The sequence below is a fragment of the Streptomyces sp. NPDC007164 genome, from assembly GCF_040634135.1.
In the GTDB taxonomy this organism is placed as follows: domain Bacteria; phylum Actinomycetota; class Actinomycetes; order Streptomycetales; family Streptomycetaceae; genus Streptomyces; species Streptomyces sanglieri.
On the sequence record NZ_JBEYFB010000020.1, the window covers coordinates 1 to 22,886 of the forward strand.

A 22,886-nucleotide genomic window follows, 5' to 3' on the forward strand; every position below is an offset into this window, starting at 1 on the left:
GCGGGCGGGCCGGGGGTTTGGGTGGTTGACGGCCGGGGGGCTGTGCGGGCCGGGGGGGCCGCGGGGGCGGGTACGTACCCGCCCGGCGCTCCCGTGCTGTCCGGGACATTCAGGAACAGGTGAACCGGGCCGCGGCCCAGTCCCCGTGGTCACCGGTCTTGGAACCGTTGGTGTCCGTGACCTTCAGGTGCACATGGCGCGCGCCGTCGAGCTTCACGTCGACCGGTACGGCCGCCGAGGCCCCGGTCACCTTCGGGGAGGTCCACAGCACCTTGCCGTCCGCCTCGACGGAGAAGGCCACTTCGCCGTAGCCGTTGATCTCGTCGTCGATCCCCGCGTCGGCGGTGAACGCGGTGCACCGCCCGCCGAGGTAGACCTCGATGTCGGAGTCGGCGTGGGTGCCGATCCCCTTCTCGTACGTCTTCCCGGCGAGGGTCAGCGGCTTGCCGTCGGCCGCGCCCGACTCGCCGTTGCTGCGGTCGCGTTCGGCCGGTCCGTAGCCGTTGGTGGACCTCAGCCAGACCAGATCACTCGCCCAGGCCTCGCCGGTGGGCGGCGGCGGCATCACCGCGGCGGCGAACCGCTGGGTGGCGGTGCGGGGCTCACCGGCCGACCGGTAGCGGACGAGGGCGGTGATCCGCGCCTCCCCCGCCACGGCGTCCTTCGCGGGGGTGACGGAGACCTCGACCCGCCGGGTGGTGCCCGCCGGGATCCGGTCCACCTTCGCGGGCCGGGCGACCCGCCAGCCCTCGGGGACGTCCAGGCCGACCTCGGCGCCGGTCACATCGGAGCTGCCCGCGGTGACGTCGACGGTGACGGCGCCCTCGGCCCCGGCGCCCACTTCCTGCCCGGCCGGTGCGGAGACCGCGGCGTTCGCCTCGGCGGTCCGTCCGCCGACCGCGCTGGTGTGCTTCAGCTTCACGGAGAACGCCTTGGCGGTGGAGAGCGGCGCGGTCTTGATCTTCACGACACCGCCGCGGTCGTCCCGGTCGTACCACCAGCCCTGCTTCGCGGCCTGGTACGCGGCGGCGGAGTCCAGCCGGGGCAGCTTCCCGCCGAGCTCGACCGCGCTCGGCGCGGAGCCGGTGTGCACGCTGAACTCGTACGGGCGCCTGCCCTGCTTGCCGGTGAACTTCCCCTTGCTCGCGCCGATCCGCACCGTCACGTCGCCCGCGCCCCGGACGGGTGCGTCCACGTCGGCCCGCTGGGTGGCGTACTTGCCGTCGCGGTGCTGCCGGGTGACGCCGTCGTCCTCGTACAGCGTGAAGGACGACTTGCCCTGCGGGTAGATGTCCCAGGCGAGCGGGGAGCCGGCAGTGCGGTCCTTGTACGAGCGGATGCCCGGCCACATCGGCACACTGGCACCGCCCCTGACGAACAGCGGCAGGGTGTCGAGCGGGGCGCTGTAGTCGTCGACGGTGACCGGTCCCTCGTAGGTCCGCCCGCTCCAGTAGTCGGTCCAGGTGCCCTTCGGCAGGTAGATGCCGTCGCGTCCGGTGCTGTCCTGGTAGACCGGGGCGACGAGGAAGTCCTCGCCGGACATGAATTCGTACTTCGCCGCGTCGGTCGCCGCCTTCGGGTCGTCCGGGTATTCGAGGACGAGCGGGCGGACCATGCCGACGCCGGTCTTCGTCGCCTCGTGCGCGTAGGAGTACTGGTAGGGCAGCAGCGACTCCTTGAGCTTGAGGTAGTCGCGGTTGATGGTGGTGTACGGCTCCCCGTACCGGAAGGGCTGCTTGTCGCTGGCCGCCCAGCCGTCCATCGTCATCGTGGTCCCCAGGAACATCTTCCACTGGAGGTCACGGGTGTAGGTCTTGGCGCTGCCGCCGAAGATGCCGTCCACATCGCCGGTGGTGTAGGCGAGACCGGACATCGTGGCGCCCGCGTAGGTCGGGATCTGCCAGCGGATGTAGTCCCAGGTGCCGTACTGGTCGCCGGACCACTGCACACCGCAGCGCTGGGCGCCGGACCAGCTCTCGGGGGCGTAGGTGAAGCCGCGGGCGTCGCTGTTGTCCTCGATACCCTGGTAGGCGTCCTTGCAGCCGTCCAGGGCGAACTTGTAGCCGGCGCCGACCCAGGCGACGTCCAGCTTGGCGACCCGCTGGCCGGCCTTGACCTGGTCGGCGATCTTGTCGATGCCGTCCTCGGTCCACAGGCCGAGCTGCATGTCGCGGTCCTGGAGGCCCTTCGCGGTCTCGGCGAGGTCCTCGTGGCCGCAGCCGTAGCCGTCGTTGACGAGCATCCAGCCGTTCGGCATGTCGTTCTCGACGTAGCCGTCGGCGACCTTCAGGGCGTCCAGGGTGTGGCGCTCACCGCGGTTGGCGTTGTGGAGGTAGCAGTCGGCGTCACCGATCTCCATCCCGTACACCGGCGGCAGGAAGGGCTTGCCGGTGAGCTTCGTGTACTGCCCGATGACGTCCTTGGCGCTGTCGCCCGCGAAGTAGTAGGCGTCGAAGCGCTGCTCCTTCGCGCTGGTGGTCACCGGGTCGGTGAAGGCGTAGGTGTTCGGCGCGTAGGTGTTGCGGAAGACGCCGTAGCCGGCCGAGGAGAGGTAGAACGGCACCGAGTTGGGGTGGCCGCCGTCGTCCCAGTTGTAGTCGACGCCGACCTCGACGGTCTTGTCGCGGTGCGAGGTGTTGCCCCGGCCGTTCTGCATGCCGGCGCCGTAGAACTGCTCGTCCGCGCCGCGGGCCAGCGTCTGGGTGGTCTTCTCGCCGTTCCAGCTCAGCCCCTGGGCCTCGGACCAGACCTGGCGGCCGTCCGCCCGGTACAGGGCGAACCTCAGGGGCGACTTGTAGGCGCGCAGGGTGACGCGGCCGGTGGAGAGTTCGTAGCGGTCGGCACGCTCCTTCCACCGGGTGTGCGGCGGGGTGCCCTGCGGCAGCACGATGTCGTCGCCCGTCGGGTCGGAGAACGTGCCGTCAGGGGCGAGTTCGATACGGAAGGTCTCGTCGGAGACGAAGCTGACCCGGGCCTCGGCGGTCCCGGCCTTCAGGTGGTAGACGGATCCGTCGGCGGAGAACCCGGTGAGGTCGCCGACCGTGGTGTCCGGCTCGGCGGCGCCGGCCGGGGCCGCGCCGGGGCCCGAGAGGACGGCGAGCAGCCCCAGCAAGGCTGCAACTGCCGCCGTTCTGATGCGCGTTGATGATTGCATAGAGCGCTTTTAGCGCAGCATCGAGCACTTGACCATGGACAAAACGGAACCGGCCCTGAACTTCGTCGAGAAGTCCAAGGCCGGTTCGTCCGGAACGTCCGGTGGTTGTCAGCGGGTTGCCACCCTGCTACGGCGCTACAGGGCGACGCCCAGCAGCGCGTCGACGGTGCGCGAGACGAGGCCGGGCGCACCCTCGTCCGTACCGCCGTCGGCGATCTGCCGCTCGGCCCAGCGGTCCACGGCGGCCAGCGCGGCCGGCGCGTCCAGGTCGTCGGCGAGGGCCTCGCGGACCTCCTCGACCAACGCCTCGGCGGACAGTCCGTCGGGCCTGGAGACGGCGGCCCGCCAGCGGGCGAGCCGCTCCACCGCGTCGGCGAGCACCTGGTCCGTCCACTCCCAGTCGGACCGGTAGTGGTGCGAGAGCAGCGCCAGCCGGATCGCCGCCGGGTCCACCCCGTCGCGTCGCAGCCGCGAGACGAAGACCAGGTTGCCCCTGGACTTGGACATCTTCTCGCCGTCCAGGCCGACCATTCCGGCGTGCACATAGGCCTGGGCGAAGGGGTGTTCCCCGGTCAGCACCTGGGCGTGCGAGGCGCCCATCTCGTGGTGCGGGAAGGCGAGGTCGGACCCGCCGCCCTGGACGTCGAAGCCCATGCCGAGGTGGTCGAGGGCGATGGCGACGCACTCGATGTGCCAGCCGGGCCGGCCGGGGCCGAGCGAGCCGCCGTCCCAGCTCGGCTCGCCCTCGCGGGCGGCCATCCACAGCATCGGGTCGAGCGGGTTCTTCTTGCCGGGGCGCTCCGGGTCGCCGCCGCGCTCGGCGGAGAGCAGCCGCATCGCCTCGGCATCGAGGTTGGACACCTCGCCGAAGTGCGGGTCGGTCTCGACGGAGAAGTACACGTCGCCGTCGAGCTCGTAGGCGGCACCGGCGTCGCGGAGCCGTTCCACCAGCGGGACGATGCCGGGTATCGCCTCCACGGCACCGATGTAGTGCTTCGGCGGAAGCATGCGCAGGGCAGTCATGTCCTCGCGGAACAGGGCCGTCTCGCGCTCGGCGAGCTCGGTCCAGTCCTGGCCGTCGCGCACGGCCCGCTCCAGGAGCGGGTCGTCCACGTCGGTCACGTTCTGGACATAGTGAACCTGCCGCTTGGTGTCGAGCCACACGCGCTGAACGAGGTCGAACGCGTTGTAGGTCGCCGCATGACCCATGTGGGTCGCGTCGTACGGCGTGATGCCGCAGACGTAGATGCGGGCGACGGGACCGGGGTCAAGGGTGATCCGTCCGCCGGTCGCGGTGTCGTGGATCCGAAGGTCGCGGCCCTTGCCAGGCAGGGCGGGGACCTCAGAAGCGGGCCAGGCATGCATGCCACGAGCGTAACCGGATGCATGTTCCGGATACGAACCGGATGCCGGATCTTGACCGAAGAGGCGCTCTTGCGCCGGGGCGCTCCATCTGCTTCGGGACGCGGTCCCGGCACCCCGCCCGCGCCCCCACGCCCCGTTCCTCCCCCGCTCGGCTCAGACCGGCGGCCAGGGGATCGAGGGCCACTCACCGCTCGGCTCCGGGTGCCGTCCGGTCGCCCTCAGCCCCGCCACACGGCCCCGCAACGCCTCGATCTCGGCCTCGGTGATCAGCTCACCCAGCCGGGTGACGAGCGGGGTGTCCGGCGCGAGTTGTGCCCCCAGCCGTTCGACGGCCTCGGCGGCCTCGGCCGTCAGCGGCTCCCCCGCCCAGCCCCAGAGCAGCGTGCGCAGCTTGTCGTCGGCGTTGAATGTCACACCGTGGTCGATGCCGTAGAGCCGGCCGCCGGGGGCGGGCAGCAGATGGCCGCCCTTGCGGTCGCCGTTGTTGATCACGGCGTCGAGGACGGCCAGCCGTCGCAGCCGGGCATCGTCCGCGTGGACCAGCAGGGCCGTCCGGCCCTCGCCGACCTCGGCCCGGGCCACGGCCTTCCAGCCCTCGCCGGGCTCCTCGTCCTCGACGAGCGCGAGCAGCGGCGGCTCGCCCGCCTCGCCGTCCTCGCCGTCCCCGTCGTCATGGGAGGCCGCGTCGATCCACAGCTGGCACATGCCCTCGCCGTACGGGCCGTCCCGCAGGACGGTGGGCGGCACCAGGCCCCAGCCCATCGCCTCGGAGATCTCGTACGCGGCCACCTCGCGCCCGGCGAGCGTGCCGTCCGGGAAGTCCCACAGCGGCTGTTCGCCCGCCACCGGCTTGTAGACGCAGGTGGCCTCCTCGCCGTCGCGCGCGACGGTGCAGTAGAGCACCGCGTTGGACGCGCCGCGGATCTGTCCGAGAACGGTGAGCTCGCCCTCGGTGAGCAGGCCGACCAGCTCGGTGCCGGTCAGGCTCCGCGACGGTATCCGTTCTGGCGCGGGCATACGTGTCCTTCCGGGTCGAGCGGCAGGCTGCACAGCGGGCACGGCGGACGGCCGGCGTTCACCACGTCCAGGGCGCGCTTGGCGAAGGCCCTGGCCTGCGCGCCGCTGAGGCGGACCCGGAGCATCGGCGGGCCGTTCTCCTCGTCCTGGAGCAGCCGTTCCTCGGCCTCGGCGAGGTCCTCGTCGGATTCCACGTCCAGCTCGACCAGTGCCTGCGCCTCGACGATCATGCGCTGTTCCTCGCCGTCCCAGGCGAGCGCCATCGTGCCGACCCGGAACTCCTCCTCGACGGGGACGTCCAGGGGCGCGGTGTCGGTGACGTCCATCGGCGCGACGGCGGGCACCGGGGAGTTTCCGCCGGTCCGCCGCACCACCTCGTCGAGCAGTTCGTCGATCCGCTCGGCGAGCGCGGCGACCTGGGTCTTCTCCAGGGCCACGCTGGTGACACGTCCGCCTGAGGATGCCTGCAGGAAGAACGTACGGCGTCCAGGCAACCCGACCGTACCGGCCACGAAACGGTCCGGGGGGTCGTAGAGGAACACCTGACGGGACACGTCCTGTCTCCCTTGAATTCGACGGTGGATGAGGGGTGGCCCCGGCCCGGGAGATTTGTTCCCCGGGCCCCGGGGCCTACGGAGCGTCCACCCTACTGCGCGAAGCGATCACGGCGCCCCAGCGCCGCCCCCGACCGCCGCGTCCGAGTCCGCCGCCGGGCGCGGGTGCTCGCGCGGTGCCAGCGTGGCGAGGTCACCGGTGTCGCCCAGCCGCAGCAGGAAGGGCCGCAGCCTGGTGTAGCGGATCGCGGTGACCGAACAGGGGTCGGCCTGGATCCGCTGGAAGAGGTCGAGGTGCATGCCGAGCGCGTCGGCGACCAGGGCCTTGATGATGTCGCCGTGCGAGCACATCACGTACAGGGCGTCGTCGCCGTGCGCGGCCTCGATCCGGGCGTTCCAGTCCCGTACCGCGTCGACCGCGCGCGCCTGCATGCCGCGCATCGACTCACCGCCGGGGAACGCCGCGGCCGACGGATGCTGCTGCACGACGCCCATCAGCGGTTCGTCGGCGAGCTCCGCGAGCTTGCGCCCCGACCAGTCGCCGTAGTCGCACTCGCTGATCCGGTCCTCGGTGTGCAGTTCCAGCTCCGGCCGGGCGGCGAGCAGCGGCCGCAGGGTCTCCCGGCAGCGCTGGAGCGGGCTGCTGACGGCGGCGGCCAGCGGCAGCCCGGCGAGCCGGCCGGGCAGGGCGGCGGCCTGCTCCGCGCCGCGCTCGTCGAGCGCGACCCCGGGGGTGCATCCCGCGAGCACCCCGGCGGTGTTGGCGGTGGAGCGTCCGTGGCGTACGAGGATCAGGGTGGGCATACGGGCCAGCGTAGGGCCTTTCGTTCGGATCCTGCCGCCGCCGATGAGGTGCGCCGGGAAGCGCGGCAGGGAAGAATGCGCGCCGTGATCGTGGACTGTGCCATTTACCGGGACGGGCGCCGCACCGACGGCCCCGCCGACTTCTCCGATGCCCTCGACGAGGCGCGGGCCACCGGGGACGCCTTTCTCTGGATCGGGCTGCACGAGCCGACGGAGAAGGAGTTCGACCTCGTCAGCAGCGAGTTCGGGCTGCACCCGCTGGCCGTGGAGGACGCCCTGAGCGCCCACCAGCGGCCCAAGCTGGAGGTGTACGACGACTCGCTCTTCGCGGTCATCAAGCCGGTGGTGTACGAGCAGAGCAGCGACACGGTCACCACCGACGAGCTCATGGCCTTCATAGGCGATTCGTTCGTCGTGACGGTCCGGCACGGGGAGGGCGCGCCGCTCGCCGCGGTACGCCGCCGGCTGGAGGCCGAGCCGGAGGTGCTCAGGCACGGGCCGACCGCGGTGCTGTACGCGATCAGCGACGCCGTCGTCGACCACTACATAGAGGTCGCGGGCGAGCTCCAGGTCGACCTGGAGGAGCTGGAGACCGAGGTGTTCGCGCCGGTCGGCGGCGCCGACACCAAGAGCACCGCGGCCCGCATCTACACCTTCAAGCGGCAGATCCTGGAGTTCCGCCGGGCCACCGGGCCGCTGAGCGCCCCCATGGCCCGGCTGGCGGGCGCGGGCGTGCCGTTCGTCCACGAGCACTCGCAGCCGTTCTTCCGCGACGTCAGCGACCACCTGACGCGCGCCAACGAGTACGTGGAGGGGCTGGACCGGCTGCTCTCCGACATCCTCTCGGCCCATCTGGCCCAGGTGGGCGTGCGGCAGAACGACGACATGCGCAAGATCTCGGCCTGGGCGGCGATGGCCGCCGTACCGACCATGGTCGCGGGGATCTACGGCATGAACTTCGACCACATGCCCGAGCTCCGCTGGGTGTGGGCCTATCCGGCGGTGATCGCGCTGATGGCCGCGGTGGTCTTCGCGCTGCACCGGCAGTTCAAGCGCCGCGGCTGGCTCTGACGGACGGGCGGTCACCGCACCCGGTCCGCAACCGGCCCGCCCCCGGTTCAGGCGAACCCGGGCTCGGGTGCCGCCGGGCCGCCCAGCGCGTCGCGCCGCTCGGGCTGTTCCAGGCTCACCATCCGCCGCCAGCCCACGAGCCGTTCGTACGCGTAGACGGCGTGGATCCCGGCGGCCAGCACCGCCGATCTGGCACGGGGCCAGGCCAGGATGCGGCCCATGTGGTCCATCACGGCGAGGCTGACGTCGCGGTACACCCGGATCTCGGCGAGCGCGCACTCGCGCAGGGTGCGCTGGATGGTGCGGCCGTGTCCGGCCCGGGCGAGGCGGAGCAGTTCCTCGTGGCAGTACGCCAGGTGGTTGTCCTCGTCGTTCGAGATCATCTTCACGGCGCGGCCGAGGTCGGGGTGGTCGGCGAAGTGCCTGCGGAGCAGGGCCATCTGCTCGGAGGCGCGCTGCTCGGTGACCCGGCTGTGGGCGAGGTAGGTGATGATGTCGCGCTCGGAGAGCCGCTCCTCGCCCCGCAGCTGTTCATGGGCGAGGCCGATGCCGTGCTTCTCCAGCAGCATCGTGTAGTCGGTCTCGTGCGGGACCTCCGCCGGCCGGAGTCCGCGCTTCCTCAGCAGCGCGTTGAAGATCCGGCCGTGCTTGTCCTCGTCGGCGCCGTGCCGGGCGATCTTGGGCGCCAGGGCGCGCTGGCTCTCCGGTACCAGGGCGGCGATCCGGCCGTTCTCCCAGCCGCCCTGGGACTCCCCGCCGGCCGCGATGGAACAGAACAGCCGGAACGACTCGTCGTCGTCGAGAATCTCCTGGAACAGGTTCCTTGCCGAGAGCATGTCTGCCACCTCCGTGCCGCATCCACCGAGCGACAGTCAAGTGCGGCACACCCGGGCGGGCAACAGGAACGAGCCCCGGCTACGCCGGATGGGGCGCGGGCCGGCGTAACCGCCCGACCGTGCGCGCGTTGATACGCGTAACGGCCGTGGCGGGGAGGCCCCGAGCCCCCACCACGGCCGTAGTGCTGCTGTCCGGGGCTTTACGCGAGCCCGGAGCGCTCCAGCGCGTCCGTACCGGCCCGCAGCGCCGTGAGCCGCTCCTCCAGCGTGAACCCGGCCGGGGCGAGGGTCAGTGTCGTGACACCGGCCGCGGCGTAGGCCTGCATCCGCTCGGCGATCCGCTCGACCGGGCCGAGCAGCGTGGTCTGGTCGATCAGCTGGTGCGGTACGGCGGCGGCGGCACCGCTCTTGTCGCCGGACAAGTACTTGTCCTGGATCTCGGCGGCTTCCTTCTCGTAGCCCATGCGCTGTGCGAGCTGGTTGTAGAAGTTCTGCTTCCGGCTGCCCATGCCGCCCACGTACAGGGCGGTGTACGGACGGAACATGTCCGCGAGGCCGTTGACATCGTCGCCGACGGCGAGCGGCAGGGTCGGGCAGACGTCGAAGCCCTCCATGGTCAGGCCCGCCTTCTCCCGGCCCGCCCGCAGGTACTTCACTGCGGTGTCCTCAAGGTGCTCGGCGGAGGGGAAGATCAGCAGCGCGCCGTCGGCGATCTCGCCGGTCTGCTCCAGGTTCTTAGGGCCGATCGCCGCGATGTAGAGCGGGATGTGCTCGCGCTGCGGGTGCACGGTCAGCTTGATGGGCTTGCCCGGACCGTCCGGCAGCGGCAGCGTCCAGTGCTCACCCTCGTACGAGAGCCGCTCGCGGGACATCGCCCGCCGGACGATCTCGACGTACTCCCGGGTGCGGGCCAGCGGCTTGTCGAACTTGACGCCGTACCAGCCCTCGGAGACCTGCGGCCCCGACACGCCGAGGCCGAGCCGGAACCGGCCGCCGGAGAGCGAGTCGAGAGTGGCGGCGGTCATCGCCGTCATGGCCGGCTGGCGGGCCGGGATCTGCATGATCGCGGAGCCGACGTCGATGGACTCGGTCCGGGCAGCGACCCAGGAGAGCACGGTCGGTGCGTCGGAGCCGTACGCCTCGGCCGCCCAGCAGACGTCGTATCCCAGCCGGTCGGCCTCCTGGGCGACGGCGAGATTGTCGCCGTCCATTCCCGCACCCCAGTAACCGAGATTGATGCCGAGCCGCATAGCCGCTCCCCTTACCGATCAGTAACGTCCCTGAGTTCCGGACTCTAGCGCGCGGCGGCGCGATCCGGCAGGGGCGACTTGACGCCGGGTTGTCCACAGGCTTCCGCCGAGTGGGGTTCCGGCCAGTAATCTCAGCGCCCATGGAGCAGAGGCATCTCGGCCGCACCGGCCTTCGAGTGTCCCGGATCGGGCTCGGCACCCTCACCTGGGGCCGGGACACCGATGAGCACGACGCTGCGGAACAGCTGAAAGCCTTCTGGGAGGCGGGCGGCACGCTGGTCGACACGGCCGATGTGTACGGCGGTGGGGAGGCCGAGTATCTCCTCGGGCAGCTCCTCGACGGCCTGGTGCCCCGGCGCGATCTGGTCGTCGCGACGAAGGCCGGCAGCGTGGCCGATCCGTACCGCCGGTTCGACGGATCGCGCGGGCATCTGCTGGCGGCGCTGGACGACTCCCTGGAACGGCTCGGCACGGACCATGTGGATCTGTGGCAGATCCATGCCTTCGACCCGGTGACCCCGCTGGACGAGACGCTCCAGGCACTGGATCTGGCGGTGTCCAGCGGGCGCGCCCGGTACGCGGGGGTGTCGAACTTCTGCGGCTGGCAGCTGGCCAAGGCGGCGACCTGGCAGCTCGCCTCGCCCGGGGTGCGCACCCGGGTGGCGAGCACCCAGATGGAGTACTCCCTGTTGCAGCGGGGGGTGGAACGCGAGGTGCTGCCCGCCGCCGTCGATCTCGGTGTCGGGCTGCTGCCCTCCTCCCCGCTGGGCCGCGGCGTCCTCACCGGGAAGTACCGGTCGGGCACTCCGGCGGACTCGCGCGGCGCCTCGGAGCTGCTCGCTCCGTTCGTCGAGCCGTATCTCGACGAGGCGGCGAGCCGTGTGGTGGACGCGGTGGCGACGGCGGCGGACGGGCTGGCCACAACGCCGCTCCAGGTGGCTCTCGCGTGGATCCGGGACCGGCCCGGGGTGGTGGCCCCGATCGTCGGCGCGCGCAACGCGCAGCAGCTCGCGGAGGCATTGTCAGTGGAGGCGCTTAGTCTTCCTGACGAGATCTGCCAGGCGCTCGACGATGTGTCGGCGCCCGTGCACCGCTATCCCGACCAGGACTGGAGCACGCTGTGACTGCGCTTCCCCGGGGGGAAACCCCCGGCTCCCCGGCCGCCGACGACGACGTCGCGCCCCACTCCGCCGCCGTGCCCGCCCCGTCCGCCGGGGACGGGCCGGAGGCGGGCGGCGGCGCCCCCGGGACCGGCGAACGGGCTGAAGCGACGGACAACACGACCGACGACGAAACGGGCGACGCGACGGACGATGCTGCCGACGCGGCCGGAGGCTCCGGTGCCGAGGCGGAGGCAGACGCCGACTCCGACGCTGCGGCCGAGGCGGAATCCGACGCTCCGGCCGGAGCCGACGCCGTCCCCGCGCCGCTCTCCGAGGCGGAGGCCGAGCTCGCGGCACAGCGTGAGCTGCGGGAGCGGATCGAGAAGCGCAAGGCCGAGAAGGAGGGCCCCATCGCCGCCGGGGGGAAGCTGAGCGGCAAGGCGGCCGACCTGCTGGCGGCCGTGCGCGCGGTGGAGAGCGGCGAGCAGTCCGCCACCTCGTTCTTCGACTCCCCCGCACCCGCCGCCCCGCGCCGGACCGCGCCCGAGCCCGCCCCGGTCCGCCCCCGCGTTCCCGAACCGGCACGGGCGCCGCAGAGCGCCCCGCCGGAGGCCGTCGCCGCGGCCGCCGCCGTGCTGGCCGAGGGCGGGGCTCCGGCGGTGCTGGCGGGGCCCGCGGCCGAGACCCTCGGGGCGCAGGCGGCCGACGCCCTGCGCGCCGACCCCTGGCAGCTGCTGGGTGTGCCGGGGGTCAAGCCCGAACAGGCCGACGGATTCGCGCGGGCCCTGCTCGGTACCGAGTGCGGTCCGGACGACGAACGGCGGACCGCCGCCCTGGTCGGCTGGCTGCTGGAGCGGGCCGCGCTCCGGGGCCACACGGCGCTGGACGCGTCGGAGGTACGGGCCGCGCTGGCCGAGCGTTCGGTGACCGATCCCGAGGCGGCCGTGCAGCACGCCGTCGCCGAGGGAGTCGTCCTGGTCTTCCAGGACGGCCAGGAGGACGAGCAGGACCACGACGGCCGGGGATCCGAGGCACCCGCGGAATCCGGCGAAGGCGAGGGAGAGGGCGGGGACGAGGGAGCGGGCGCCGAGCAAGCCGGGCAGGAGCCGGTGCAGGTGCTGCTCGGCCTCGACCGCTACGCACTCGCCGAGGAGAGCCTCGCGGACGGCCTGGCCCGGCTGGTCAACGCCTGCGAGAAGGACGCCGACTGGACGCAGGCGGCCTCGGCCGCGGGCTCCCCCTCCGCAGCCGAACTGATCCGCGCGGTCGCGGCCCACGGTCTCGTGGCACACACGGGGGGCGAGGCCGCCAGGGCCGAGCCCGCCGCCCTGATCACCGCGGCCCGCGCCCTCGGGCTGCGGGCCCTGGGCGCCACGCACAGCGCCGACGGCAGGCGCCGGCTGGCCGGGGCGACCGGCGATCCGGGGGCGGCCGTCACCCTCGCCGGGCTGCTCTCGGGCGAGCAGGGCCCGGGGCGCGATACGGAAAGGGCGATCGCGGTCGACCTGCTCGTCGTGCTGGACGCCCCGCAGCTGGACGTGGAGACCGCCGCGATGCTGGTCGAGTCCCTGGCCGACGGCACCCGACTGGTGCTCAGCGGCGATCCGGGCGTGCTGGGATCGGCCGGGGCGGGGCGGGTGTTCGCGGATGTGCTTGCGGCCCGTGCGTGCCCGCAGATCGTCTCCCGTACGCCGGATCCGGGACCGATCGGCGAGCTGGTCTCCGGCATCGGCATCGGCGAGCTGAACCAGGTCGAGGCGCCCGGCAAGGAGGTGGTGATCGTCCCCGTGCGCGATGCGGGCGAGGCGGTGCACCGCACCGTGCAGCTGGTGGCCGACTCGGTGCCGCGCGCCATCGGCGTCCCGTCGTCGGACACCCAGGTGATCACTGTCGGCCACGGCGGCTCGGCGGGCACCCGGGCGCTGAACGCGGCGTTGAAGCAGCGGCTCAACCCCGGCCCCGGCCGGTTCGGCGGCTTCGACCCGGGCGACCGCGTCGTCCATGTCCCGGCGCCCGGCAGGGCCGAGCCCGCCGTGGTCGTCTCGGCGGACGCCGAAGGTCTGCATCTGGACTGCGCGGGCACAGAGGTCGTCGTGGCCCAGCACCGGGTGGAGTCCTCCGTGCGCCACGGCTGGGCCCTCAGCGCGCATCAGGCGGTCGGGATGCGCTGGCCCGCGGTGGTCGTCGTACTGCCGGGCGACGCCGCGCAGGGGCTGAGCCGTTCCTGGGTGTACACCGCCTTCAGCCGGGGCGAGCGGCATCTGTCCGTGGTGCACGGGGTGGATCAGGCACTGCCTCGCGCGGTCGCCCAGCCCCCGGCCCAGGACCGCACGACGAGACTGCGCGCCCTGCTGGAGACCCCGGCCGGCTGACCGGGCCCCCGGCAGGGACGCCGGCACCGGACGGGCTCGGCGTCGAGCCCGTCCTGCCGGTGGATCAGGAGCTTTCCGCGGCCAGGCGGGCCGGTTCCTCGTCCGGTTCGTCCTCGTCGAAGACGGCGCTGACGTCGAAGCGGCAGACCACCAGTTGCGGATCCGCGTCGTCGAAGGGTGCGCCGAGCCACTCCCCCGCCTCGGGGAGTTCCTCGGCGGCCGTGACCCAGAGCGTGGAGTCCCCCTCCTCCAGGCCGAACTCCGTGTGCCGGGAAGCGATCTCGTCGGGTTCGTACTCCCCGAAGAGCACGCCGAGCGCCGCGTGGACGCTGGAGCCGACCACCGCGGCACTCCCGCCGCGCTCGTCCTGGTCGAGGTCGGCGATCCGCTGGGCCTGTGCGAGCAGCCTCGGCGGCTCCACCACCGCGTAGTCGCGCCGGATCAGCACACTGAGTGCGTTCGGCTCCTCGGGGCCGGTGTACGGCGGCAGCGAATCCTCCGCACCCGGGATCTCGAAAGGGGTGACCTCGTCGTATCGGTCGTAGAGCAGCTCGTCGTAGAACTCGGCGGCAGCGGCCAGTGCGTTGAACGCGTCATAGACGGCCACGTCGTCGTCCCCGGTCCGGCGTTCGACGGCCGCGAGGTGGTGGTCGAGCGCGGTTTTGACCGCCTCGGCGGCGGCGCGTACCTCGGCAGCGGTGGGCTGCGCAGCATCAGACATAGTGCAGACGCTATCCGTACACGGGCTCTGCCCGCACAATAGATGCGATGCCGGAATACGAATTTGTCGATGTGTACGTGCCGCGCGGGGTGTCCCGGAAGGAGACGGCCCGTCTGCTGACCGACCCTGCGGAGTACGGTCACTGGGAGTTGGACCGGCTGACGCTGCGTCGCGACGGCAGTCGAAGGGTGCGCCTGCGGCGGCGGATCATCCGCCAGCTCCGGGCCACCTGGTGAGTCGGAGCGGGCCCGGCATCCGCGGGGCCCGCTCCCTTCGTGGTGCTTGTGTCGCCGTCCCGGTCCGCTACGCGGACGCCCGGGCGCGGCGGTAGAGCACCGTGCCCGCACCCGCCAGCAGCAGGCCCGCGCCGGCCGGGATCAGCAGGTCGAGCCCGCCCGCTCCGGTGTGTGCGAGCTGCGGAACGTTCTGTGTCTCGGGCACGTTCGGCACGGCCGGCTTCTCCGGCGCCGGGGGCTTGTGCTCGGTGACCGGGGTGACCGGGGTGACCGGGGTGACCGGGGTGACCGGGGGCGGTGTGACGGCCTCCGGAGCGTTCTCGCAGTCGTTGCCGAAGGTGGGGTTGAGCAGACCACCGATGGTGATGCTGTTCCCACAGGCATTCACGGGGATGTCGATGGGCACCTGGATGTTGTTGCCGGACAGCACCCCCGGAGAGCCCGTCGCGACGCCCTGGGCCGTCGCCCCGCCGCCGATGGGTGCCCGGTGCTTGCCCTTGCCGGGCCGGCTCGCCTGGGCGAGGTCGCCGAAGACGTGACTTCCGGAGACGTGCTTGCCCTGGGAGTCGTCCTGCGAACCGTTTCCGCAGGTGTTTCCGAACGCCGGGTTGAGCAGTGCCACGACGTCCACGGAATTGCCGCACACGTTGACCGGCACATGGACCGGGATCTGTACCGAATTCCCTGACAGCACCCCCGGGGAATTCGTCGCCCCGCCGGACGCTCCCGCGTCCGCGTGCGCGTAGCCGCCACTCAGCGCGATCGCGCCGCCCGCGGCCGCCATGGTGATCAGGCCTTTACGCGTGACCTGTCGCATAGGTTGATTCCTGCCTTCTACCTTCCGGAAAACCCCCGGACTTGACCGTGCGGGGGCGGAGTACCCAGCAGCCCCGGAGTGCATGGCGTGCACTCCGGGGCCGACCGGATTCAAACCCTTACGGGTTGACGCACAACGTCAGGCGTTGACGCAGGTGTTGCCGAAGGCGGGGTTCAGCAGCCCGATCACGGAGATCGTGTTGCCGCACACGTTCACCGGCACGTGGATGGGCACCTGGATGTTGTTGCCCGAGATCACACCGGGGCTGCCGACAGCGGCACCCTGGGCACCGGAGTCCGCGACGGCCATGCCCGCACCCGCGAGCACCAGACCACCGGTGACAGCCGCAGCAGCGACGACCTTCTTGATCATTATTCCTCCTAGTTGGCAATGCGGTCCCAGCCGCGGACCGCATCACTTGTAACGAGGAAGAGCTAATCGGGCTACGAGCATATGGACGCTTTCACTCGTTCCGGTCAAATACGCACACGCTGGCGATTGTTGGTGCGGAAAGTCGGCGGAAATCCGGCAAGGCGTCAGCAGTTGTCGATGAAACGGTCGAGCACACGCACGCCGAACTTCAGACCGTCCACCGGAACGCGCTCGTCCACGCCGTGGAACATGCCCGCGAAGTCGAGCTCCGGCGGCAGCTTCAGCGGGGCGAATCCGAAGCAGCGGATGCCCAGATCGTCGAAGGACTTGGCGTCGGTGCCGCCGGAGAGCATGTAGGGCACCGCACGGGCGATCGGGTCCTCCGCCTTCAGGGCGACCTGCATCGCGTCGACGAGCGAGCCGTCGAAGCTGGTCTCCAGCGCCTTGTCGCCGTGCACGTCCTCGCGCTTCACGCGCGGGCCGAGGATCCAGTCCAGGTCGGCCAGGAACTCGTCCTCGTAGCCGGGCAGGAACCGGCCGTCGACATGGGCGATGGCCTGGCCGGGGATGACGTTCACCTTGTAGCCGGCGCCCAGCATGGTGGGGGCGGCGGAGTTGCGCAGCGTGGCGCCGACCATCTTGGCGATGCCGCCCAGCTTGGCGAGCGTGGCCTCCATGTCCTCCGGGTCGAGCGGGGTGCCGAGCGCGTCGGACAGCTCGTCCAGGAAGGACCGCACGGTCTTGGTCACCCGGACCGGCCACTTGTGCCGCCCGAGCCGCCCGACCGCCTCGCAGAGCTCGGTGATCGCGTTGTCGTCGTTGGTCATCGAGCCGTGGCCGGCGGTGCCGTCCACGGTGAGCCGCATCCAGTGCATGCCCTTCTGGGCCGTCTCGACGAGGTAGAGCCGCAGCTTCTCGTTCACCGTGAAGGAGAAGCCGCCGACCTCGCCGATCGCCTCGGTGACCCCCTCGAAGAGGCCGGGGTGCTTGTCCACGAGGTATCGCGCCCCGTACGTGCCGCCCGCCTCCTCGTCCGCGACGAAGGCCAGCACGATGTCGCGCGGGGGCTTGCGGCCGCTGCGCATCCGGTCACGGACGACCGCGAGGGTCATCGCGTCCATGTCCTTCATGTCGACCGCGCCGCGGCCCCACACGCAGCCGTCCGCGACCTCGCCCGAGAACGGGTGGTGCGTCCAGTCGTGCGCATTGGCCGGAACCACGTCGGTGTGGCCGTGGATGAGCAGGGCCGGCCTGGACGGGTCCTCGCCCTCGATCCGGGCCACGGTCGAGGCGCGGCCCTTGTGGGACTCGAAGATCTGCGGCTCCAGCCCGACCTCGGCGAGCTTCTCCGCGACGTACTCGGCCGCGCCCCGCTCCCCCGGTCCCGAATGGTCCCCGTAGTTGCTGGTGTCGATCCGGATCAGCTCACGACAGAGGTCCACGACCTCGTCCTCGCCGGAGACGGTCCGGGCCGTGTTGGTCTCGCTCACGCTGCTTCCTTCCACTGTCGCTGTGGTGCTCCCCCTCATCCTCCCGCGCCGGGCCCGTACACCCAAGGGCACCCACCCGTCGTCATGCGTCCTTCACACGGTCCGGGGCGTGATCGAGCACCCCCGAATGTTTGCTATTGTTTTCCACGTCGGAACGGGCCAGGGCCCGCGAGACAGACACCCGGTCCGGGTGGCGGAATGGCAGACGCGCTAGCTTGAGGTGCTAGTGCCCTTTATCGGGCGTGGGGGTTCAAGTCCCCCCTCGGACACAAGGCAAAGCGCCGATCAGGAGCAATCCTGATCGGCGCTTTTGCGTTGTGCCCCGAGTGAGGAGTCCCTCCGTGATCCGCACGCACACGCCCGATCTTCCCTGGTACGAGGACATGGCCCCCGGATCCGGTGGGACGGCGCCGCGGGCCTGGTACGCGGAATCGGACGCCGGGCGGATGTCACTGAACGGTCAGTGGCTGTTCCGGCTCTCGCCGGGTGCCGCCGACCGGGACGAGTCGTTCGCGCGCCCCGGGTTCGACGCCTCGGAGTGGGCGACGGTCGTGGTTCCCGGGCACTGGGTGCTCCAGGGGGCCGGTGGGGCGCCCGCCTACACGAATGTGGTGTACCCCTTCCCGGTGGATCCGCCGAGGGTGCCGGACGAGAATCCGACCGGCGACCATCTGCGCGGCTTCGACCTGCCCGCCGGGTGGTCGGGGGACGGGGACGTACTGCTCCGTTTCGACGGGGTGGAGTCCTGCGCCCGGGTCTGGCTCAACGGTGTGGAGCTGGGCGACTTCAAGGGGTCACGGCTGCCGCACGAGTTCGCCGTCGGCGGGCTGCTGCGGCCCGAGGGCAATGTGCTGGCGGTACGGGTGCACCAGTGGTCGTCGGGGAGCTATCTGGAGGACCAGGACCAGTGGTGGCTGCCCGGGATCTTCCGCGACGTGACCCTGCTGGAGCGGCCGCCGGATGCGCCCCGGGACTTCTTCGTGCACGCCGGGTACGACCACCGCGCCGGTTCCGGGACCTTGCGGGTGGAGTGCGCGGGGGCCGAGGGGCGGGTCCTGGTGCCCGAGCTGGGGATCGATGTCGCAGCGGGTGAGACGGTGACCGTCGCCGTCGAGCCGTGGACGGCCGAGACGCCCCGGCTGTACGACGGGGAGCTGGTGACCTCCGGTGAACGGATCGGGCTGCGGGTGGGGTTCCGCAGCGTCGTGGTCGAGGACGGGCTCGTCCGGGTCAACGGGCGGCGGGTGCTCTTCCGCGGGGTGAACCGGCACGAGTTCCATCCGGAGACCGGGCGGGCCGTGGACGCGGCGACCATGCGGCACGACCTGGTGCTGATGAAGCAGCACAACATCAACGCCGTGCGGACCAGCCACTACCCGCCGCATCCCGCCTTTCTCGATCTCTGCGACGAGCTGGGGCTCTGGGTGATCGACGAGTGCGACCTGGAGACGCACGGCTTCTCCGGGCAGGGGTGGCGCGGCAACCCGGTGGACGACGAGCGGTGGACCCCGGCGCTGCTCAACCGCGCCGCGCGGATGGTGGAGCGCGACAAGAACCACGCCTCGGTGATCATCTGGTCGCTCGGCAACGAGTGCGGGACGGGGCGTGGGCTGAGCGCGATGGCCGGGTGGATCCGGGGGCGGGATCCACAGCGGCTGGTGCACTACGAGGGCGATCTCTCCTGCCGGGACGTCGACCTGTACTCGCGGATGTACCCGACGCACGCCGAGGTCGAGCTGATCGGCCGCCGGGCCGAGGAGCCGTTGGCCGACCCGGAGGCGGACGCGCGACGGCGTGCGATGCCGTTCCTGATGTGCGAGTACGCGCATGCGATGGGCAACGGTCCGGGCGGACTCGGCGAGTACCAGCGGCTGTTCGAGCGGTACGGGCGCTGCCAGGGCGGATTCGTCTGGGAGTGGATCGATCACGGCATCGCCCACCCCGAGCACGGCTTCGCCTATGGCGGGGACTTCGGCGAGGAGCTGCACGACGGGAACTTCGTCTGCGACGGGCTGCTCTTCCCCGACCGCACCCCCTCCCCCGGGCTGATCGAGTACAAGAAGGTCATCGAGCCGGTGCGGATCGAACCCCGGACGGCGCCGGGCTCGGTCCGGATCGCCAACGGGTACGACTTCGCGAGCTCGGCGCACCTGGACTTCGAGTGGTCGCACGAGGTGGACGGGGTGCCGGTCGGATCGGGCACGCTCGCCGTGCCGGAGCTCGCGCCCGGTGCGTCGGCTCAGGTGCCGCTGCCGGTGGACGGTGCCGGGGTGTGGACCGTACGGGCGGTGCTGGCCCGGGACACCGCCTGGGGCGAGCGCGGGCATGTGGTGGCGTGGGGCCAGGCCGAGGCGGGCGTGCCCGTCGTTCCCGCCGCCGCGACGGGCGCGCGGCCGGAGCGCGGCGAGGGGCCGATCGTCCTGGGCCCCGGGGTCTTCGACGCGGTGACCGGGGACCCGGTGCGGCTGGGCGGGGTGCCGTTGGAGGGGTTCCGGCTGGATGTCTGGCGGGCGCCCACCGACAACGACAACGGGGCGGCGTGGCAGCCGGACGAACAGTTCGGGCCGCGGTGGCGGGAGTCGGGGCTGCACCGGATGCGGCACCGGGTCGACGCGGTCGAGGCCGGCGAGGACGCCTTGGTCGTACGGACCAGGGTGGCGCCGGCCGGGGGCGGGCTGGGGCTGCGCACCGCGTACCGGTGGACGGCCGACGGGGAGCGGCTGGGGCTGACGGTGTCCGTGGTGCCGGAGGGTGAGTGGCGGGTGCCGCTGCCCCGGCTGGGCGTCCGGTTCGGGCTGCCCGCCCGGTACGGCGCGGCGCGCTGGTTCGGCGGCGGGCCGGGTGAGGCGTACCCGGACACCCGGGCCGCCTCGGTGCTCGGCCGGTGGCGGATGTCCGTGGACGACATGCAGACGCCGTACGTGCGGCCCCAGGAGAACGGCGCGCGGGCCGACGTCCGGTGGGCGGAGCTGACGGACGGCGGCGGAGCGGGTGTACGGGTCGAGGGAGGTGCGCCGTTCTGGTTCACCGCGCGGCGGTGGACGAGCGAGCAGCTCGATGCGGCCGGGCACGTACCGGAGTTGCGGGCCGGCCGGAGCGTCTGGGTGAATCTGGATCACGCGGTGCAGGGGATCGGTTCGGGGTCGTGCGGGCCGGGGGTGCTGCCCGATCACCGGCTCGACGCGGGGCCAGCGGAGTTCTCCTTCGTGTTCTCGCCGTTGGGCTGAGCGGCGGGGGCGGGGCCCGGCCCGTGCTCCGGAGGCGAGGACGTACCATCGGGGCTTTGCGCGATCTTGGTACTTCACAGGGGGAATGTGATGGGCGGCGGGCGCGGACGGCGCGGGGCGATACTGGCCGGGACGGTCGCGGTGGCGGTGCTCGCCTCCGGCGTCGGGCTGTGGGCGACGGACAGCCGGCCGTTCCGGGACAGCTACTGCTGGGGGGCGTGGGAGCAGAACAGCGGTGCGCCGTTCCTGGGCGACGGCGGGATCGCCAAGTCCGGCTCGGAGCGGCGCGCCACCGAGTCGGCGCCGCCCTCGGCCGGCCGCCACCGGGCCAGTTGCACGGTCACGGTGACCTCGACGGTGCCGGACGACGACTCGGACGAGCCGCTCCGGTTCAAGGAGCAGGTCACCGTCGAGTACGGTCCGGTCCCCTCCGGAGCCGAGGAACACCACGCCTGGATAGGCCGGTTCTTCCACGGGTCCGCCTCCCGGCTGCCGGACGGACTCGACGGGCTGGTCGCCGGGGACCGGGCCATGCTGGTCCTGCCCACTGCCTGCGATGTGGACGGCCGGCCGGCCACGGTGACCATCCGGAGCGAGAGCACCGGCAACGGCCATCTGGGCAGGCTGGCCATGCCGTTCACGATCGGCAGCCGTCCCGAGGTCGCCCGGATGCTGCTGGACGCGGCCAACACCGGTATGCGCAAGGCCGGTTGTGCTCCGGGCGAGCCGCTGCGCGTGACGTCACCCTTCGTTACGGTCTCCGAGGACGACGAGTCCGCCGGGAGCCCGTTGTGCCGGATACCCGGTGTGACCTTCGGGTTCGGCCCGGGCTCCAGGTACCGGGAGCAGGTGGGTGTGGTCGACGGACGGCTCCAGACGTGTTCGGTGGTGTGGAAGGCGCCGGGGACGCCCGACGAGCCGGCGGCGCAGTATGTGATGGCCGGCGATCCGCGTATGGCCGCGCTGTTCACCGGGCTGCCCGAGGGGGCCGGCCATGGGCTCGTGCGCACCGAGTGCAACGGGCGGCCGACGGTGTTCTACGGGAACGTCGGGACCGGGCTGAAGGGTTCGGGGCGGCCGGACGACCGGCGGGTGTTCGAGAACTTCACCGAGTCCGTGAGCAGGCGCCTCGGGTGCGGGGCCGGTGAGGGCGCGTGAGCGGCGGAGAGACCGGAGCGACGGACGGTACCGAGAAGAACGGGGCAGCGGCTGTGGACGGGAACGAGCACGGCGAGAGGACCGCGGTTCCTGAGCCGCGGGACCAGGAGCAGGAGTACGGATCTCCCCAGCCGGGGCCCGCCCCCGACCGCGTTCCGGTGCTGCGGCGTCTGCTGCGCAGCCGTACCGTCCGTGCCGTCACCGCCGCCGGGCTGGCCGGCGCGCTCCTCGGTGCCGGTGCGGTGGCCTGGCGCACGGACACGCTTCCGCTGGTCGGTCCCGCGCCCTGCTGGGACTCGCTCACCGACGCGACCGTGTCGGACCTCTTCGGCGACCGCAGGACCGGGGTCGAGGAGCAGTCGCTGCAGGCCAATCCCCGGGACCGGGAGTCCTCGTACGGCCAGTGCCGCATCACCGGCTACAAGGACGACATGGCCCGCCGCCAGGTGACCGTGCGGGTGCATCGGCTGGACGGGTTGCGGGGCACCGACGCGCACGAGTGGCCGCGGGAGTACCTCGCGGCCGGTCTGGTGGCGCTCGGCGACGGGCTGCCCGGGATGACCTCGTCCACGCGTGCCTGGCTGGCCCTCCCGCAGAGCTGTACCGGGCGGGACGAGTTCACCGGCCCCACCGTGGTGGACGTCGCCATGGGGCAGGCCGGGCTGGAGGTGTCCGCGGAGTACAGCCGGGAGGACCGGGCGGCGCTGACCCGTGCGGTGGTGGAGGCCACCAACGGGGTCATTCGCGAGTTCGGCTGCTCGGGCGCCTACCGGGTGCCCCGTGACCTGCCCGCCCTGGTGACGCAGCAGGACACGGCGGCCGATGCCTTCTGCGGCGTCGAGGGCCTCGCCCTTCCCGCGGCGTACCGCAAGGACCTGGCCCGGACCCGTGTCGGCGGTGACGGCGGGCCCGCCCGGGTCTGCGAGGCCGGTGGCCACTACTCCCCCGCGCTGCGGATGACGACGGTGACGGACGCGGCGCTCACCGAGATCTTCTCCCGGGACGCGCTCAAGGCCGGTCTGTCCGTGAAGGGCACCAAGGGGTACGGCAGGCTCGACGGCACCAGGGCGCTCTACCGCGCGTCCTGCCAGACCGGCCCCGTGGTCTTCATGGTGGAGCAGCTGGAACCGGTGGCCGACGGGGACTTCGGCCTCACCCGCGCGCTGCTGCCGGGTTATGTCGCCGCCGAGGCGGAGCGCATCGGCTGCGGTCCGCTGAAGGTGACGCTGCCGGGGGCGTGACGGCTCCGGCCCGGTGACCGGCGATAATGTGCGCACACCCCGGGGCGACGGAGCGAGGAGCCTGCACCATGAGCACCGCCGTAGTGGTCGGCGTTCCC

At 72.1% G+C, this 22,886-nt stretch carries 17 protein-coding genes, 1 tRNA gene and 1 pseudogene; 8 read left to right on the forward strand and 11 right to left on the reverse strand.

Features of this window, described 5'->3' with window-relative positions:
- Positions 1-109: 109 nt before the first annotated feature.
- The 5 genes from ABZ622_RS23705 to ABZ622_RS23725 form a co-directional block, all read right to left on the reverse strand.
- On the reverse strand, positions 110-3,154 hold the full coding sequence (locus tag ABZ622_RS23705; RefSeq protein WP_360546236.1) for an NPCBM/NEW2 domain-containing protein: 3,045 nt from the start codon (positions 3,152-3,154) through the stop codon (positions 110-112).
- A 135-nt stretch (positions 3,155-3,289) separates the two neighbouring features.
- Positions 3,290-4,519, reverse strand: a complete 1,230-nt coding sequence (mshC, locus tag ABZ622_RS23710) for a cysteine--1-D-myo-inosityl 2-amino-2-deoxy-alpha-D-glucopyranoside ligase (protein WP_360546238.1) — start codon at positions 4,517-4,519, stop codon at positions 3,290-3,292.
- Between the two features lie 153 nt (positions 4,520-4,672).
- Positions 4,673-5,536 (reverse strand): SCO1664 family protein, encoded by an 864-nt coding sequence (locus ABZ622_RS23715; protein WP_360546240.1) that lies wholly within the window; start codon positions 5,534-5,536, stop codon positions 4,673-4,675.
- On the reverse strand, positions 5,500-6,090 hold the full coding sequence (locus tag ABZ622_RS23720; RefSeq protein ID WP_124718684.1) for a DUF3090 domain-containing protein: 591 nt from the start codon (positions 6,088-6,090) through the stop codon (positions 5,500-5,502). The genes ABZ622_RS23715 and ABZ622_RS23720 overlap by 37 nt, the downstream gene beginning before the upstream one ends.
- A 108-nt stretch (positions 6,091-6,198) precedes the next feature.
- Positions 6,199-6,894, reverse strand: a complete 696-nt coding sequence (locus tag ABZ622_RS23725; protein WP_360546242.1) for a histidine phosphatase family protein — start codon at positions 6,892-6,894, stop codon at positions 6,199-6,201.
- Between the two features lie 75 nt (positions 6,895-6,969).
- Here ABZ622_RS23725 and corA point away from each other — a divergent pair, with 75 nt between their 5' ends.
- Positions 6,970-7,965 (forward strand): magnesium/cobalt transporter CorA, encoded by a 996-nt coding sequence (corA, locus tag ABZ622_RS23730; protein ID WP_360546245.1) that lies wholly within the window; start codon positions 6,970-6,972, stop codon positions 7,963-7,965.
- Positions 7,966-8,012: 47 nt separating this feature from the next.
- Here corA and ABZ622_RS23735 read toward each other — a convergent pair whose 3' ends face one another.
- Together ABZ622_RS23735 and ABZ622_RS23740 are read right to left on the reverse strand one after the other, a co-directional pair.
- Entirely contained in the window at positions 8,013-8,801 is a 789-nt protein-coding gene (locus ABZ622_RS23735; RefSeq protein ID WP_360546247.1) for a ferritin-like domain-containing protein, read from the reverse strand.
- A gap of 200 nt (positions 8,802-9,001) precedes the next feature.
- Entirely contained in the window at positions 9,002-10,051 is a 1,050-nt protein-coding gene (locus tag ABZ622_RS23740) for an LLM class F420-dependent oxidoreductase (protein ID WP_124718680.1), read from the reverse strand.
- A 140-nt stretch (positions 10,052-10,191) separates the two neighbouring features.
- Here ABZ622_RS23740 and ABZ622_RS23745 point away from each other — a divergent pair, with 140 nt between their 5' ends.
- Together ABZ622_RS23745 and ABZ622_RS23750 are read left to right on the forward strand one after the other, a co-directional pair.
- Positions 10,192-11,175 (forward strand): aldo/keto reductase, encoded by a 984-nt coding sequence (locus ABZ622_RS23745; protein WP_360546250.1) that lies wholly within the window; start codon positions 10,192-10,194, stop codon positions 11,173-11,175.
- The gene (locus ABZ622_RS23750; RefSeq protein ID WP_360546252.1) at positions 11,172-13,526 is read left to right on the forward strand and encodes a helix-hairpin-helix domain-containing protein; all 2,355 of its coding nucleotides are present in this window, start codon (positions 11,172-11,174) and stop codon (positions 13,524-13,526) included. Before ABZ622_RS23745 ends, ABZ622_RS23750 begins: the two co-directional genes overlap by 4 nt.
- A 64-nt stretch (positions 13,527-13,590) precedes the next feature.
- Here ABZ622_RS23750 and ABZ622_RS23755 read toward each other — a convergent pair whose 3' ends face one another.
- Positions 13,591-14,247: a hypothetical protein gene (locus tag ABZ622_RS23755; RefSeq protein ID WP_360546254.1), complete on the reverse strand. Its 657-nt coding sequence runs from the start codon at positions 14,245-14,247 to the stop codon at positions 13,591-13,593.
- Between the two features lie 47 nt (positions 14,248-14,294).
- Here ABZ622_RS23755 and ABZ622_RS23760 point away from each other — a divergent pair, with 47 nt between their 5' ends.
- The gene (locus tag ABZ622_RS23760) at positions 14,295-14,483 is read left to right on the forward strand and encodes a DUF5703 family protein (RefSeq protein WP_360546256.1); all 189 of its coding nucleotides are present in this window, start codon (positions 14,295-14,297) and stop codon (positions 14,481-14,483) included.
- A gap of 67 nt (positions 14,484-14,550) precedes the next feature.
- On the opposite strand, the gene ABZ622_RS23765 is transcribed toward ABZ622_RS23760, so the two are convergent.
- The 3 genes from ABZ622_RS23765 to ABZ622_RS23775 all read right to left on the reverse strand — a co-directional run bounded on the left by ABZ622_RS23765 (position 14,551) and on the right by ABZ622_RS23775 (position 17,162).
- On the reverse strand, positions 14,551-15,300 hold the full coding sequence (locus ABZ622_RS23765; RefSeq protein WP_360546258.1) for a chaplin: 750 nt from the start codon (positions 15,298-15,300) through the stop codon (positions 14,551-14,553).
- Positions 15,301-15,438: 138 nt separating this feature from the next.
- Positions 15,439-15,672 (reverse strand): chaplin ChpH, encoded by a 234-nt coding sequence (gene chpH / locus ABZ622_RS23770; protein WP_342280777.1) that lies wholly within the window; start codon positions 15,670-15,672, stop codon positions 15,439-15,441.
- 164 nt (positions 15,673-15,836) lie between these two features.
- The gene (locus ABZ622_RS23775; protein ID WP_360546260.1) at positions 15,837-17,162 is read right to left on the reverse strand and encodes a M20/M25/M40 family metallo-hydrolase; all 1,326 of its coding nucleotides are present in this window, start codon (positions 17,160-17,162) and stop codon (positions 15,837-15,839) included.
- Positions 17,163-17,346: 184 nt separating this feature from the next.
- Between ABZ622_RS23775 and ABZ622_RS23780 the strand changes: the two genes are divergently transcribed.
- The 4 genes and pseudogenes from ABZ622_RS23780 to ABZ622_RS23795 all read left to right on the forward strand — a co-directional run bounded on the left by ABZ622_RS23780 (position 17,347) and on the right by ABZ622_RS23795 (position 22,788).
- A tRNA-Leu gene (locus tag ABZ622_RS23780) sits at positions 17,347-17,431 on the forward strand.
- A gap of 72 nt (positions 17,432-17,503) precedes the next feature.
- On the forward strand, positions 17,504-20,389 hold the full coding sequence (locus ABZ622_RS23785) for a glycoside hydrolase family 2 TIM barrel-domain containing protein (protein ID WP_360546262.1): 2,886 nt from the start codon (positions 17,504-17,506) through the stop codon (positions 20,387-20,389).
- 90 nt (positions 20,390-20,479) lie between these two features.
- Positions 20,480-21,544: pseudogene (locus tag ABZ622_RS23790) on the forward strand (hypothetical protein); the annotation flags it as partial.
- Positions 21,544-22,788, forward strand: coding sequence for a hypothetical protein (locus tag ABZ622_RS23795; protein ID WP_360546264.1), 1,245 nt, complete (start codon positions 21,544-21,546; stop codon positions 22,786-22,788). The pseudogene ABZ622_RS23790 and the gene ABZ622_RS23795, both read left to right, overlap by 1 nt.
- Positions 22,789-22,886: the final 98 nt, after the last annotated feature.